The sequence below is a fragment of the Streptomyces morookaense genome (assembly GCF_013030945.1).
Taxonomy (GTDB): Bacteria; Actinomycetota; Actinomycetes; order Streptomycetales; family Streptomycetaceae; genus Streptomyces; species Streptomyces morookaensis.
Genome location: NZ_JABBXF010000027.1, coordinates 49693 through 64097, shown reverse-complemented (window position 1 = coordinate 64097; position 14405 = coordinate 49693). Strand labels below are relative to the sequence as shown.

The following is a 14405-nucleotide window of genomic DNA, read 5'->3' as shown; positions in this document are numbered from 1 at the left end:
GCCCTTTTGCGCCTGCCCGGAGGCACGGGATCTTGGTAGGCGAAGGGATGACGTGATGGGTCAGCGTGACCACGGCGATGCCATGCCCGCACATCTGCGCCAGGCCGTATTGCCCTGTGCGGTGGAGGTCATCAATCTCCTGGAGGAGGTGCTGCGCTACTGTGCTCCAGACCGAGCTGAGCACGGCTGGGCCAGGATGTGCATGTATCGGTCGAGTGACGCCATGGACACTCTTGGGCGCCTCACAGGAGTGATTGCTGCCGAGTTGGTCGCTGGGGGACGGGATCCACGGGGCGTGCAACGATTGCTCCGCTCCGATGTTGAGCGACTGCGAACATCAGATCTGGCTCGCGTTGACGGCGCCTCATACTCCAGTGATGACCTGGAATACATTCCCCAGTGGCTGCATGAACAGGTTCAGAGGTCTGTAGGCCATGTACTCCTCCGTCTCAATCAAGTCATCGTCGTGGGGCATCAAGAGAAGAATCCTGATTGGTACCGCCATTGCCTGTATAGCTTGTCAGAAATGATGGATGAGTTGGGTTGTCTCAACCGAGCGATCGCGGTCGTAAATGCTGATGTTCTGAACCGCGAGACACTGGCGCGCTACCAGCACCTCTTCCAGCAACGTTCAAGGCGCGACATGCCAGACGCCGAGGACTTCAGTTACCGCGCGGGTCTGCTAGGCCTTCTGATGCCTAACAAGGGCTCAGCGTGGTACGTGATTGGCCAGTCGCGTGCCCGTCGGAGGAATGATCCGAAGGCTGACTCGCATGAATGGCGTGTGTTGCAGATGCTGGCCGCCTTGGATATGGCGCTGCAGGGGTTGCGTTGGATGGGTGCCGATGGCCGGCTGCTTGACTCGCGCCGACTTCCTGCCGTGTCGTATATCAATGCTCTGACAGCAGTGGAACACGACGATGATGAGGAGTTCCCGCCGCTGTATTGGCTGCCGCCAGAGGAAAGGGCACAGGCTCAAAGAGCCATGGAGAAGGCCTTCGGGGCTGAAACGGTACAGGCTGCTCAAGCCTCTATCCCGTCGGAGCGGTGAACTGTGGCGCGTAAGGTCGCTCAGCTGCTCTCTGCGGGGGCTGCTTGGGTTTCAATCCTGTTCATTTTGTCGCTGTTGGTCATCGGCCTGACAGCGATCTGCAGAGCCGAGCGGAAAGACATACCTGCGGCGCTTCGCGCGTTGGCCACGTGGTTGCCTTGGGGTGCTAAGCGGTTTGATCGTTGACGTGGAAAGTCAGATCCTGCTAGTTGTGGTGTCTCGGGACATTGGTTACACGAAGTCCTCGAAGCTGAGCTGCTGTCGACGAGCGGTTCGGGCGGCTGGTCGAAGATGAGCGGGTAGTCGCTTCCGGCGGTCCGGCTGATGGGTGATCGGCCGCCGAGCGCGGTGTGCGGACGGTCGTGGTTGTAGCAGTTCACGAAGTCCGCGAGTGCGACGCGCCGTTCGTGCTCGGAGGTGTCGCCGACGCGCTCGTGTTCGTAGCGGATGACCTCGCGCAGCTGCTCACCGGACGGCGGGTCCAGATTGCTTCAAGGGGCGGGCCGAGCAGGACACGCGCGTCGTGCCGGGTCCTCCGCCGCTGACGCGGAGGCTGCGGGAGTACATCAGGGCCGAAGGCCTGAGTCCCGGTGACCGGATGTTCTCCGGCAAGTACGGGGGCATCCTCTCCGGCTCGGTCACGCGCAGGGCCTGGCGGGGCGCCCGCCAGGCGGAGCTGACGGGATGTGGGTACCAGTCCCCGTTGGGAAGGCGGATCTACGACATCCGGCACACCCGGCTGACCGAGTGGCTCAATCAGGGCCTGCCGCCCGCGCAGATCGCCTACTGGGCCGGCAACAGCGTCGCCGTCCTGCTGGCCTTCTACGCCGGGTGCATCGAAGGGCAGCTGCCGGACCTGAAACGCCGGATGGAAGCCGAGATGGAAGCCGAGGAGGATCTCCTCGAACTGCCCGAGCCGGACTGAGTCAGGAAAACGCCACCGTGTATCCACCGTGGCTACCCGCAGATACCCGGTGACAGCCGGACATGGTCGGGTCCTCCCCGCAGTCGCCGGGGCCGGGCCCGACCCTTACGCCCCCGCTACGCCGCCCCGACTAACTTGCCCCTGACCAGCAAAAACGCCCCTCCCGGAGGGGAGAGGCGAAGGGTGGAGCGCGAGCGCCCCCGGCAGGACTCGAACCTGCGGCCAAGCGCTTAGAAGGCGCCTGCTCTATCCACTGAGCTACGGGGGCCGGTCTTGTGCTGCGGTCGGACGGCTGAAGCCCCGGGCTCGGTGGTGCCGTGACCTTGCCGGGACAAGGATAGGGCTCCGCGTACCTCGTCCCGGTTGCTTCACCTCCGTGACACGATGTGGAGGTTCGGTGAAGCGGTCCTGATAATCGCAGGCAGGTGCGATTTTCGCATCGTTTTTGACGCCCTGTGCAACGGGTGTTGTGCACTCGTTATGCCTGGGCCCCTTGCGCCACGCCTCGCGCGCCAGGGGTGATTTGCTTCAAAAACACCCCAGAATTGGGCATTCTGCACGTGTGGCGACCTTGGACGTACGGCCCCGGCTGCTCGATGCACTGTCCGCACTGCGTGACCGTGTCGACGCCGCACGCTTTCCGCTCCCCCTCCCCGGCGCGGCCCGCGCCCGTCGAAACCGGGCCGAGCTCCTGGCGCAGCTCGACGACTATCTGGTGCCCCGCCTGTGCGCCCCCGAAGCGCCGTTGCTCGCGGTCGTCGGGGGGTCCACCGGGGCGGGCAAGTCCACGCTGGTCAACTCGCTGGTGGGGCGGAGGGTCACTGAGGCGGGGGTGCTGCGGCCGACAACCCGCACGCCAGTTCTCGTCTGTCATCCGGACGATCACCACTGGTTCGCGGGGCCCCGGGTGCTGCCGCGGCTGCACCGGGTCTGGGTGCCGGCCCAGGAGGGTGCCGCGTACGAGGCGGACGGCATGGACGACGCAGTGGATCCCGGGGCTCCGGAAGCGTCCGACGGTTCCGAGGGGGAGGGGCCGGACGACGAGCTCAGCTCGCTGCGGATCGAGACCGACCGTTCCCTGCCGCGCGGGCTCGCGCTGCTGGACGCGCCCGACATCGACTCCCTCGTCGCCCGCAACCGCGAGCTCGCCGCCGCACTGATCTGCGCCGCCGACGTCTGGGTGCTCGTCACCACCGCCACCCGCTACGCCGATGCCGTGCCCTGGCACCTGCTCCGCACCGCCAAGGAGTACGACGTCACGCTCGTCACCGTGCTGGACCGGGTGCCGCACCAGGTTGCCGCCGAGGTGTCCCGCCAGTACGACGCGCTGCTCGAACATGCGGGCCTGGGCGACGTGCCCCGCTTCACCATTCCCGAACTCCCGGAGTCCGCGGGCGGCGGCAGCGGACTGCTGCCCGCCACCGCCGTCGCCGGGCTGCGCGCCTGGCTCGCCCAGCGGGCACAGGACCCGGCGGCCCGGACGGTGGCCACCGCCCGGACCGCCGCCGGAGTGCTCTCCTCTTTGGGCGCACGGCTGCCCGGGCTCGCCGGGGCGTCGGCCGTGCAGCACGCTGCGGCCGTCCGTCTGCTGCAGCGAGTGGAGGACGCGTACGGGCGTGCGGTGGAGCGCGTACGGCTCGCCGTCGAGTCCGGCGAGATGCTCGCCGGAGACGCTCTGACGCACTGGCGCGGACACCCGCAGGACAGTACGCCGGATGAACTGCTCACCGCCCTCACCGGCTCTCTCGTCGCACTGCTGAGCTGTGCGGCCGACGCCGCCGACGAGGAGATCGCCGCGGCCTGCAGCGACGACCCGGCCACCGGTTCGGTGCTCGCGCCGAGCGACCCCGACGGGGCCGCCGGGCGGATCGGCGTGGCCGCACGGCGCTGGCGGCGGTGCCTGGAGGAGATCGCGGAAGAAGAAGTGCGCGCCGCCGAGCGGGCCGCGAGCCTCGACGCGGAACATGTCGCCGCACTGCTCGCAGCAGCGCTGCTGGGCGGCCGCCGGGCGCGTACGGCGGGTGAGACGCTGGCCGACCTGCTGGGTGCGCAGGGCGCGCTGCGGCTGCACGACCGGGGTGGGGACCTGCTGTCCGGTTGCCTGGAGCAGGTGCTAGACGCCGAACGGGACCGCAGGGCGGCCCCCTTGGAGGCGCTCGAAGTCACGCCGGAGCACCAGGTCGACCTGATCGCCGCGTTGTCCGTCCTGCAGAAGGAGAGGTGACCGCTGTGCAGACCACCGGCAGCTGCGACGCACGGGGCGAGGGCCGCTCCCACGGCGACTCCGAGGACCGGGTCTGGGACGACGGTCTGATCGCGCGCCGGGCGCGGCCCGAGCGCCCCGCACAGTCCCCGCTGACCGCTGTGGCGCTTCCGCCGGAGCGCACGTCTCCTCCTGTGAGCCCCATGCCCCCCGCTCCGCCCCGGAGCGCGCCGACCTCCGTGGGGCACGCCCTGCGGCCCCGGCTGGACGCCCTGCGCGAGCTGGTGGGGCTGTCCGGGGCGCGGCTGGACCGGCGCACGCTCGCCGAGGCGCGACGCGTGCTGGAGGAGGCCGCGGCCCGCCAGCGCTACTCGCTCGACCTCACCGTCGTCGCCATCGCGGGCTCCACGGGCAGTGGCAAGTCGACCCTCTTCAACGCCCTGGCCCGGGCGCAGCTTTCGGAGGCCGGGGTGCGGCGGCCGACCACCGCGCTGCCCGTCTCCTGTGCCTGGTCGGACCGCGCCGAGGGGCTGCTGGACCGCCTGGGCATCCCCGCGCGGGCGCGTCGGCAGCCGGTGCGCCCGTACGACCGGTCGCTGAACGGTCTCGTCCTGCTGGACCTGCCGGACCACGACTCGGCCGCGGCCGGGCACCGGGAGCAGGTGGACCGGCTGCTGCGGCTGGTGGACGCGGTGATCTGGGTCGTGGATCCGGAGAAGTACGCGGACGCGGTGCTGCACGAGCGCTATCTGCAGCCGCTCGCCGGGTACGCGGAGGTGACCTTCGTGGTCCTCAATCAGGTCGACCGGCTGTCCAGGGACGCCGCCGACCAGGTGCTCGACGATCTGCGGCGGCTGCTGGACGAGGACGGGCTGGCCCTCGGCGAGCACGGCGAGCCGGGGGCCGTGGTGATGGCGATCTCGGCACTGACGGGCGAGGGGATCGGGGAACTGCGCGAACTGCTCGGCCAGTTCACGGCCCGGCGGACCGCGGCGGAGCTGCGGCTGACGGCCGATGTCGACGGCGTGTCCGCGCGGCTGCGGCAGGCCTACGTGGCGGACGGGCGGCCCGGGCTGACCGAGCAGGCGCGGCTCGAGTTCGAGGACCGGCTGGCCGAGTCGGTGGGCGCGCAGGCAGCCGGCCTCGCGGCGGAAAGGGCCTGGCGGCGGGACGCCGAGCGGGCGTGCACGACGATGTGGCGGCGGGCGCGGCGCTGGTACCGGGCCGTGATCGCGCGGGTGTGGCTGTGGCTGCGCGCGATGGGGCCGTGGCTGGGGTTCTCGGGCGTGGACGAGGACGAGATCGACGGCGTGGGCGGCGTCAGCGACACGAGCGAGTTCGCTCCGGCGGACGAGTACGACGAGGGGGGCGGGCACGACGTCGACGCCCTCGTCGCCTCCGATCCGCTCGGGGCAGAGGCCTCCGTCGATGCGGCCGGGATGCCCGCGGCGGCGCGGCGCACCGCCTCCCGGCCCCTGGTCGAACAGGCCGTACGGACGCTGGCGCACGAGGCGGCCACCGGGCTGCCCGGCCCCTGGGCGCAGGCCGTGCGCGAGGCCGCGGTGCGCGGGGCCGACGGGCTGGCCGACGCGCTCGACGAGGCGACCGCCGCCGCGGCGTCCGCCCCGGTCGTGCGGCGCCCGGGAGGCTGGCACACCGGCGGCAGCTGGCGCGCGGCGGGCTGGCTGACGAGGGCGGACGAGGGTGGGGTGCGGGGTATCTCCCGGGGCTGGCGGACGGGCGTGGGACGCGCCGCCGCATGGCGTACGCACGGGGGCGGCGCCGTACGGGCGGCCCGGCCGCGGTGGTGGACGGTGGTGGCCGTGGGGCAGGTGGCTCTGCTGGGGCTGCAACTGCTCGGGGTGGCCGGACTGGTGGGGGTGCTGACAGGGGATTTCGCGGTGCCGTGGTGGGGGCCGGGGCTGCTGCTGGCGGGGGCTGCGGCCGGCGGGCCGCTCCTTGCGTGGTGCTGCCGGGTGGCGGCGCGGGGGCCGGCCCGCCGGTACGGGCTGGAGATCGAGCGGCGGCTGCGCGAGGCCGCGGCGGGGTGCGGACGGGCGCGGGTGCTCGAACCGGTGGCGGCGGAACTGCTGCGGTACCAGGAGGTGCGGGCGCAGTTCGTGATCGCGGCGGGCGAGGCGTGAGGACGGCCCAGGCGGACGGGCCGAATTGGAGACGGGCCGGATCGGGGTGGCCGGACGTGAGGGGCTGACGGGACGACAGAGGCTGGTGGGCGCTTGTCGACACCGGTCACCGGCACCGTCCGAGTGACGGGGTTTTCCACAACCCGGGGGTAGTCCACAGCCTCCAGCAGACTCTCGCGATCACGGGCACGATGAGGTCACGCGGTCGGGCAATCGGGCACCGGCCGGGCGCGCAGAGCCTGCGCAAAGGCAGGGACGGGGGGCGGTTCGCATGAACGAGACGTTGGTGACGGTCGTGGGCAACGTGGCCACGCCGCCGGACTTCCGGGAGACGGCCGGCGGGGCGTCCGTCTCCCGCTTCAGGCTCGCGGCGACGGTGCGGCGCTGGGACCGGGCGCGCGAGGAATGGACGGACGCCTACACCAGCTTCTACACCGTCTGGGCGTGGCGGGCGCTGGCGGGAAACGTGGTGGGGTCGCTGTCGGTGGGCGAACCGGTCGTCGTCCACGGGAAGTTGAAGATCCAGGAGCAGGAACGCGACGGAAAACGGTGGCTGTCGGCGGACATCGACGCGGTGTCGGTCGGGCACGATCTCGCGCGGGGCACATCGGCGTTCCGCCGGGTGTCGCAGGCGAGACCGCTGCCGCTCGAGCCGGTGCGGATGGCGGGGATGCCGGTGACGGCGGGGGAGGTCATCGCCGCCGGCGGGGTCGTCGACGAGGCCCGGGTGGCGGGCGTGTCCCCGTAGGTCCGCGCAGGTCCGCCTGTACGGGTCCGCTCGCCCAGGCCCGCCCGCGCGGGTCGACGCGGTCGCGGGTCGCGCTCGGGGCGCCCAGGGGCGGGTTCGCGGGGCGCCCTCCGACCGGCTCCGCTGGGCCGGCGTCCTCGGCCCGGGTTCGCAGGCCCTGGGCAACAACCCCCGGAAATGGGGGATTTGTTCCGGGGATTTGTCGATAAGGCCAGGTCAGGGGCGGCGCCGCCGGTAACGATTCCGATTCGGATCCCGGATCCGGGCGGCTCTGTGGAACCAGGCGTTCTCCCCGCTCTTTAGGATCTTCGTCCGTAGCAACGGGGGCCGCTGCGTATTCAGTTGCCCGGTGGGGCGCACGCCCGGAGGAGTGCGGCGAGCTGCGCCTGCCCGAAAGGAAACCATGAACTCTGTCACGAGGCGGGGCGCAGCACGCCTTGCCGCGGCAGTCCTGGCATCCGGACTGGCCGTCGTGGGGGCCGTGGCCGCCGCGGGCCCGGCTGCGGCGGTCAGGATGCCGCAGAACCAGGGGGGCGTCAGCGCGGCGCTCGGCGCCATCACGGCCGGCGGCCGGGCCGTCGTCCACGACCGGCGCAAGACCGGCGAGGTGGCCGCGGGGCTGTTCGAGATGAAGGTCGACGGCGGCGGCGCGCTGCAGACGTACTGCATCGACATCCTGACCAACACCGTGGACGGCGCGAAGTACCGGGAAGCGGGCTGGAACGAGTCGTCCCTGCACGACAACAAGGACGCGGGGAAGATCCGCTGGATACTCCAGCACTCCTACCCCCAGATCAACGACCTGGCCGCGCTCGCCAAGGACTCCGGCGCGGGCACGCTCGACGCGAACACCGCCGCGGCGGGCACACAGGTCGCCATCTGGCGGTACTCGGACCACGTCAGCGTGGACGCGCAGAACCCCGAGGCGCAGAAGCTCGCGGACTGGCTCTACAAGAGCGCGCAGGACGTCGAGGAGCCCAAGGCCTCGCTGACCCTCGGCCCCTCGGCGGTTTCCGGCAAGTCCGGGCAGCGCCTCGGCCCCGTCACGGTGCACACCGATGCGGCCAGTGTCACCGTGGCGCCCTCGGGGGACGCCGCGGCCAAGGGCGTGAAGATCGTGGGCAAGGACGGCAAGCCGGTCACTACGACGGCCGACGGCGGCGAGCTCTACTTCTCCGTCCCGGCCGGCGCCCCGGACGGCTTCACCTCGCTCAAGGTCACCGCCGCGACCAAGGTCCCGGTCGGCCGGGCCTTCATCGGCGACCACATCAAGACCCAGGCCCTGGTCCTGGCCGGCTCCAGCGAGAGCACCGTCTCCGCCACCGCCACCGCGACGTGGGCGAAGAAGGGCGCCGCCCCGGCCGTGGCGGCCAGGAAGGACTGCACCAAGAACGGGGTGGAGATCACCGTCGACAACAAGGGCGACGAGGCCTTCCCCTTCGAACTGGCGGGCAGCCGGCACACGGTCCGGCCCGGCGGGTCCGAGACGGTCGTGGTGAAGGCCGGGGAGGACAAGGCGTACCGGGTCGCGGTCACGGGCGCGAACGGGTACTCGCGGACGTTCTCCGGGATATTGGACTGCCAGACCGCGGAGAGCGGCTCCACGGGTTCCGTGGGCGGCGCTCCTCCGGCCAGGCCGAGCCCGAGCCCGTCGCCGCTCGCGGACGGTGACCTCGCGACCACCGGCGGCAGCGGTTCGACGCCTGTCGTGGCCGGTCTGGCCGTGGTGCTGATCGTGGCCGGCGGCGGTGCGGTCTACGCCCTCCGCAGGAGGGAGGCGGCCGGCGGCCGGTGAGATGTCGCGGTCCGCGGACGCCGTGGGACGGTGTTCGTGCAGGCGGTAGCCGGGTCCGTCCGGTCACCGGCCCGGCCGGGCCGTAACGCGTTTCCGCCCGAGGGTGCCGGTACGGCAAGATGGATGTGTCTGCCCTCATGCGGCGGCGCCGCACATTGGCCCTTCTCGAATGCCGGACGGTTTCTCTTGGCTGAGTACATCTACACCATGCGCAAGACGCGCAAGGCGCACGGCGACAAGGTCATCCTCGATGACGTGACGCTGAGCTTCCTGCCCGGTGCGAAGATCGGTGTGGTCGGCCCCAACGGTGCCGGTAAGTCCACCGTCCTCAAGATCATGGCCGGACTGGAGCAGCCCTCCAACGGCGACGCGTTCCTCTCCCCGGGCTACAGCGTCGGCATCCTGATGCAGGAGCCCGAGCTCGACGAGAGCAAGACCGTCCTGGAGAACGTGCAGGACGGCGTCGCCGGGATCAAGGGCAAGCTCGACCGGTTCAACGAGATCGCCGAGCTGATGGCGACCGACTACTCGGACGCGCTGCTCGAGGAGATGGGCAAGCTCCAGGAGGACCTGGACCACGCCAACGCCTGGGACCTGGACGCCCAGCTCGAGCAGGCCATGGACGCCCTGGACTGCCCGCCCGCCGACTGGCCGGTCACCAACCTCTCCGGTGGTGAGAAGCGCCGCGTCGCGCTCTGCCGCCTGCTGCTGGAGGCCCCCGACCTGCTGCTGCTCGACGAGCCCACCAACCACCTCGACGCCGAGTCGGTGAACTGGCTGGAGCAGCACCTGGCCAAGTACGCCGGCACCGTCGTGGCGATCACCCACGACCGGTACTTCCTGGACAACGTGGCCGAGTGGATCCTGGAGCTCGACCGCGGCCGCGCGATCCCCTACGAGGGCAACTACTCCACCTACCTGGAGAACAAGGCCGCGCGTCTGAAGGTCGAGGGCCAGAAGGACGCGAAGCGTCAGAAGCGCCTCAAGGAAGAGCTGGAGTGGGTCCGCTCCAACGCCAAGGGCCGCCAGGCCAAGTCCAAGGCGCGCCTCGCCCGTTACGAGGAGATGGCCGCCGAGGCCGACAAGATGCGGAAGCTGGACTTCGAGGAGATCCAGATCCCGCCGGGCCCGCGTCTGGGCAGCGTCGTCGTCGAGGTCAACAACCTCTCCAAGGCCTTCGGCGAGAAGGTCCTCATCGACGACCTGTCGTTCACGCTGCCGCGCAACGGCATCGTCGGCGTCATCGGCCCGAACGGTGCCGGCAAGACGACCCTGTTCAAGATGATCCAGGGTCTGGAGACCCCGGACGCCGGTGACATCAAGGTCGGCGAGACCGTCAAGATCTCGTACGTCGACCAGGGCCGCGCCAACATCGACCCGAAGAAGACGCTGTGGGCCGTCGTCTCCGACGAGCTGGACTACATCAACGTCGGCCAGGTCGAGATGCCGTCCCGCGCCTACGTCTCCGCGTTCGGCTTCAAGGGCCCGGACCAGCAGAAGCCGGCCGGCATCCTCTCCGGCGGCGAGCGCAACCGTCTGAACCTGGCGCTCACCCTCAAGCAGGGCGGCAACCTGCTCCTCCTCGACGAGCCGACCAACGACCTCGACGTCGAGACCCTGTCCTCGCTGGAGAACGCCCTGCTGGACTTCCCGGGCTGCGCCGTGGTCGTCTCCCACGACCGCTGGTTCCTGGACCGGGTGGCCACGCACATCCTGGCGTACGAGGGCAACTCGAAGTGGTTCTGGTTCGAGGGCAACTTCGAGTCCTACGAGAAGAACAAGATCGAGCGGCTCGGTCCGGACGCCGCCCGTCCGCACCGCGCCACGTACAAGAAGCTGACCCGGGGCTGATGACGCAGTCGCTGCGCTTCGCCGATGCCGGGGAGGCGGCCGATCTGGCCGCCTTCCTGGCCCGGCTGATCCACTACGACCGGGCCGCCGCCGTCCGGCTGCAGGCCGGCGGCGGGGTGCTGGGTGTCTTCGGGCGGCCGCCGTCCTTCGAGGTGCTCGCGATCCGCACGGCCCGGCTGGCGGAGGAGGCCGCGCTGGACGTGACGGTCTCGGCGGGGCAGCTCGCCGACGCGCTCGACGCGGCCGTGGCGCAGGACGCGCCCGTCGCCGTGCCGGAAGCCGTCACCGGTCCGCCGTGGGCGGGGGTGCTGCCCCCGCGCGGCGGCTGGCAGCGGGTGCCGGGTCTGCCGGACGCACAGGCGATGCACGGCGCGCTGAGCGCCGCCGTCGCCGAGTTCCGCGAGCGCGACCGGGCGCTGCCCGAGGAGCGGCGGACGCGCGGCGAGCGCGATCGCATCGGCCGCCAGATCTGGTCCCGCACGCTCGGCGAGACCGGCCTGCCGCTGCGTGCCGTGCACGCGGCGCAGGCGCTGGGCTTCCTGCGGCCCGCCGCACGTCAGCAGCCGGTCCTCGCCGCCTCCGGGCCCGCCGGAGCGGCGGCCGCCGTGCTGCCGCCGGTGCCGTCGTCGGCCGGGGAGCCGTTCGCGCTGCTCGCCGCGCGCGGCTGGCTGCGGCTGCGCACCCCGTACGGCTCGGTCGCCGTGCGCACGGGCGGGCTCGCGGGCCTGACGGTCACCCCCACGCGCCACTGAACGGTGTCCGACACGCGCCGCTGAACGATCGGAACGGCGTGCTCAGTCCGCCGAGTTGATCATCGTGGCGGCGGCGTAGGTCAGGTAGTTCCACAGCTGCTGCTCGTGCTCGGGCGCCAGCCCCAGCTCGTCGACCGCGTCGCGCATGTGCCGCAGCCAGGCGTCGTGGGCGGCGCGGTTCACGGTGAAGGGCACGTGGCGCATGCGCAGCCGCGGGTGGCCCCGGTTCTCGCTGTAGGTGCGGGGGCCGCCCCAGTACTGGATGAGGAAGAGCACCAGGCGCTCCTCGGCCGGGCCCAGATCCTCCTCGGGGTACATCGGCCGGAGCAGCGGGTCCTCCGCGACCCCCTCGTAGAACCGGCGGACCAGGCGCCGGAAGGTCTCCTCGCCGCCGACCTGCTCGTAAAACGTCTGCTCCTGAAGCGTGCCGCGCGGAATCTCATTCACCCTTCCATGGTCTCAGACGCCACACGGTGGGCGGAGGGGAACGAGGGACCCGCGGCTACCCCCGGCGCACCGTGATCGTCGTCCACGCCCCGACGTGCACCCGGTCCCCGTCCTGCAGCGGCACCGGGACGTACGGCTGGATCGGGTCCTCGGAGCCGTTGATCGTGGTGCCGTTGGTGGAGTCCTGGTCGACCACCGCCCAGGTGCCGTCCGGCTGCTGGACGAACATGGCGTGCTGGTGCGAGACGCCCGGGTCCTCCGGGGGGACCGACAGGTCGATGTCGGGGGACTCGCCCGTGCTGTGCCGGCGGCGGCCCACGGTGATCTGGTGGCCGGTGAGGGCGAGGCGCTGTTCGGGCGAGTATGCGGGCAGGTTCAGGCTCGCCGCCTCCGGGCCGCCCTTGTTCATCATCCGCAGGAAGTACTCGCGGTCCGGCGCGATGACGGCCACCCAGCCGGCGGGCTGCACGGGCTGTACGGGCTGCGGGGTGCTCGGCGGGGTGATGACCCAGTCGTCCTCGTCGCTGTAGGGGTGCTGCGGGGCCAGCGGCTCGGAGGGGCGGTTCTTCTGCGACGGGCGGGACGGCTGGTAGACCCAGTCCTGCGGCACCTGGGGGTGCGGCGAGGGCGGCGGGTCGGACTGGAACGGATCCGACTGGAACGGGTCCGACTGGAAGACGTGCGGCTGCAGCGGGCCCGGCGGGGTCGGACCCGTCGGGTGTCCGAGGTAGTTGTGGCCGCACTCCTCGCAGTACGGCGTCTGCGGCGTCTCGCGGGGCGTGCGGCACTGCGGGCAGAGCTCCGCCTGCACCGTGGCGTCGTGGTCCGGGACGTTCCAGGTCTGCGGGCCCCCGGTGCCGTGCAGGGGCGGCGGAACGGCCGCGCCGGTGGCTGCCGCCTGCATCCGGTGTCCGCACACGTCGCACCAGTCCTCGGCCTGGGACTGGTGGCCTTTCTCGCAGGTCGGCATCTCGGTCGCTCCCCCTCCAGCACCTTCTGTCGCTGTACTTGCCGTACTTGCCGTGCCGTGTGTCACTTCTTGACGCGGACGGTCCTCGTCGAGCGCGTCTCCAGCGTCATCTCCGCCTCCTTGGAGACGTTCGACTTCAGCCGCACAGTACCCGTCGCGGCATCGACGACGTCCACCACCTTGGCGAGCAGCTTCGCGGTGTCCTCGTGGCCCGAACGGGCGGCCAGTTGGACGGCCCGGCCGAGCCTGGCCGTCGCGCCGTCGATGTCGCCCGCCTTGCGCAGATCCAGCCCCTCCTGGATGGCCAGCGCCAGTTCCGCCTGGCCCGTGTAGTGCGCGACTTGCGGGTTGATGGCGGTCGACGCCGCCACGTCGTCCGTCCACACCGCGCGTATCAGCCCCTGCGCCAGCACATGCGGTGACGAGCCGTCGGGTGTGGGCAGGACCAGCGAGACCCGGGCGGCGAGCATCTCCTGGCCGACCTCCGCGCTCGGCACCCGGATGCCCACGTGGTAGTCGCGCGACTCGTCGCCCCAGGCCCCCGTCGGGTAGTCGCCCGCGCGCGGACCGGCCGCCACGCGCTGCCCGGTGAGGTCCTCGGTGCGCGGCGCCGCCAGCTTCACGAACTGCACCTCGGCCCGCTGCGGGGTCCACAGCCGCAGCTGGACGTCGCCGACGTCCTTGCCCATCACGGCTTCCATCATCTGCGTGAAGTCCGCGGCCAGCGCCGCCGGATCGGCGATGCTGTCGGCCGTCCCCAGCAGCCCCTCGGCGATGCGCCGGACCTCCTTGGGCTCCCAGTCCGTGCCCACCCCCCGGGCATCGCAGGTGAACCGGCCCGCGCAGGTGTCGAGCGTCGCCTGCAGCACGTCCGGTTCCTCGTGCTCGTTCCGTCCGTCGGTCAGCAGGATCGCGTGGCGTATCGAGGCGTCCGAGGTGGACAGCAGCCGGTCGGCCAGCCGCAGCCAGGTCCCTATGGCCGTGCCGCCGCCGGGGGAGAGCCCGCGCAGCGCCTCCTTGGCCCGGGCCCGGGTCGTCGCGTCGGCCACCGCGAGCCGGCCGTTGCCGGGATAGGCCTCCTTCGCCTGGTGGGTCCCGGCGACGACGGCGAAGGCCACGCCGTCGCGCAGCGCGTCGATCGCGGCCGTCGTGGCCTCGCGCGCGTGGTGCATCTTGGTTGGCGGGTAGTCCATCGAGCCGGAGCAGTCGACCATGACGACCACGGCCGCATCCGGCTCCCAGTCCGGTGCCGCCGTGGACGAGGGGGACAGATGGGGGATCCGGGGCGTCTCGCCGGCCGTGCCGCCGCCGGTGGAGGTGACCGTGACGATCGCGCTGACGTCGCGGCCGCCCTCGGGCAGATGGACGTTCTGGTACACCTCCACCGAGAAACGCGGCACGCCCGGCTTGGAGAAGTTGGCCATCCGATCCGCTCCTCTTCGAAACTCCACGTGTCACGTGTGCGGCGGGAGACGGCGGATGCCGGTGCCGGGTCGTGCACCGGCTCGCGTTCCCCCCG

11 protein-coding genes, 1 tRNA gene and 1 pseudogene are annotated in these 14405 nt (G+C 71.4%); 8 read left to right on the top strand and 5 right to left on the bottom strand.

Annotated elements, in window-relative coordinates:
- Positions 1-55 precede the first annotated feature (55 nt).
- Positions 56-1051 carry a hypothetical protein gene (locus HG542_RS13340; RefSeq protein WP_171080956.1) on the top strand — a complete coding sequence of 332 codons (996 nt, stop codon included), beginning with the start codon at positions 56-58 and terminating at the stop codon, positions 1049-1051.
- Between the two features lie 317 nt (positions 1052-1368).
- Here HG542_RS13340 and HG542_RS34975 read toward each other — a convergent pair.
- A pseudogene (locus tag HG542_RS34975) lies at positions 1369-1536 on the bottom strand (integrase core domain-containing protein); the annotation flags it as partial.
- 38 nt (positions 1537-1574) lie between these two features.
- Here HG542_RS34975 and HG542_RS13330 point away from each other — a divergent pair.
- Positions 1575-1976: a site-specific integrase gene (locus HG542_RS13330; RefSeq protein ID WP_171080954.1), complete on the top strand. Its 402-nt coding sequence runs from the start codon at positions 1575-1577 to the stop codon at positions 1974-1976.
- Between the two features lie 195 nt (positions 1977-2171).
- Here the strand turns inward: HG542_RS13330 and HG542_RS13325 are convergent.
- A tRNA-Arg gene (locus HG542_RS13325) sits at positions 2172-2244 on the bottom strand.
- Between the two features lie 303 nt (positions 2245-2547).
- Between HG542_RS13325 and HG542_RS13320 the strand changes: the two genes are divergently transcribed.
- The 6 genes from HG542_RS13320 to HG542_RS13295 all read left to right on the top strand — a co-directional run bounded on the left by HG542_RS13320 (position 2548) and on the right by HG542_RS13295 (position 11469).
- Positions 2548-4200, top strand: coding sequence for a dynamin family protein (locus HG542_RS13320; RefSeq protein ID WP_171081103.1), 1653 nt, complete (start codon positions 2548-2550; stop codon positions 4198-4200).
- Complete coding sequence (locus tag HG542_RS13315; RefSeq protein ID WP_373313195.1) at positions 4197-6323, top strand: GTPase; 2127 nt, start codon at positions 4197-4199, stop codon at positions 6321-6323. Before HG542_RS13320 ends, HG542_RS13315 begins: the two co-directional genes overlap by 4 nt.
- A gap of 271 nt (positions 6324-6594) precedes the next feature.
- Entirely contained in the window at positions 6595-7071 is a 477-nt protein-coding gene (locus tag HG542_RS13310; RefSeq protein WP_171080952.1) for a single-stranded DNA-binding protein, read from the top strand.
- Between the two features lie 403 nt (positions 7072-7474).
- Positions 7475-8866, top strand: coding sequence for a Cys-Gln thioester bond-forming surface protein (locus HG542_RS13305; protein WP_171080951.1), 1392 nt, complete (start codon positions 7475-7477; stop codon positions 8864-8866).
- Between the two features lie 186 nt (positions 8867-9052).
- Positions 9053-10717: an energy-dependent translational throttle protein EttA gene (ettA, locus tag HG542_RS13300; RefSeq protein ID WP_171080950.1), complete on the top strand. Its 1665-nt coding sequence runs from the start codon at positions 9053-9055 to the stop codon at positions 10715-10717.
- The gene (locus HG542_RS13295; RefSeq protein ID WP_171080949.1) at positions 10717-11469 is read left to right on the top strand and encodes a DUF8010 domain-containing protein; all 753 of its coding nucleotides are present in this window, start codon (positions 10717-10719) and stop codon (positions 11467-11469) included. Before ettA ends, HG542_RS13295 begins: the two co-directional genes overlap by 1 nt.
- A 42-nt stretch (positions 11470-11511) precedes the next feature.
- Here the strand turns inward: HG542_RS13295 and HG542_RS13290 are convergent, their stop codons facing one another.
- From HG542_RS13290 to HG542_RS13280, 3 genes are all read right to left on the bottom strand, one after another.
- The gene (locus HG542_RS13290) at positions 11512-11916 is read right to left on the bottom strand and encodes a globin (RefSeq protein ID WP_171080948.1); all 405 of its coding nucleotides are present in this window, start codon (positions 11914-11916) and stop codon (positions 11512-11514) included.
- Between the two features lie 55 nt (positions 11917-11971).
- Positions 11972-12886 carry an FHA domain-containing protein gene (locus HG542_RS13285; RefSeq protein ID WP_171080946.1) on the bottom strand — a complete coding sequence of 305 codons (915 nt, stop codon included), beginning with the start codon at positions 12884-12886 and terminating at the stop codon, positions 11972-11974.
- Between the two features lie 62 nt (positions 12887-12948).
- Entirely contained in the window at positions 12949-14310 is a 1362-nt protein-coding gene (locus HG542_RS13280) for a vWA domain-containing protein (protein ID WP_171080944.1), read from the bottom strand.
- Positions 14311-14405 lie beyond the last annotated feature (95 nt).

Excerpts from the sequence above, each read along its gene's own strand:
- HG542_RS13340 (WP_171080956.1), top strand. The coding sequence starts at position 56 with ATGGGTCAGCGTGACCACGGCGATGCCATGCCCGCACATCTGCGCCAG.
- HG542_RS13310 (WP_171080952.1), top strand. The coding sequence starts at position 6,595 with ATGAACGAGACGTTGGTGACGGTCGTGGGCAACGTGGCCACGCCGCCG.
- HG542_RS13305 (WP_171080951.1), top strand. The coding sequence starts at position 7,475 with ATGAACTCTGTCACGAGGCGGGGCGCAGCACGCCTTGCCGCGGCAGTC.
- HG542_RS13295 (WP_171080949.1), top strand. The coding sequence starts at position 10,717 with ATGACGCAGTCGCTGCGCTTCGCCGATGCCGGGGAGGCGGCCGATCTG.
- HG542_RS13285 (WP_171080946.1), bottom strand. The coding sequence starts at position 12,886 with ATGCCGACCTGCGAGAAAGGCCACCAGTCCCAGGCCGAGGACTGGTGC.
- HG542_RS13280 (WP_171080944.1), bottom strand. The coding sequence starts at position 14,310 with ATGGCCAACTTCTCCAAGCCGGGCGTGCCGCGTTTCTCGGTGGAGGTG.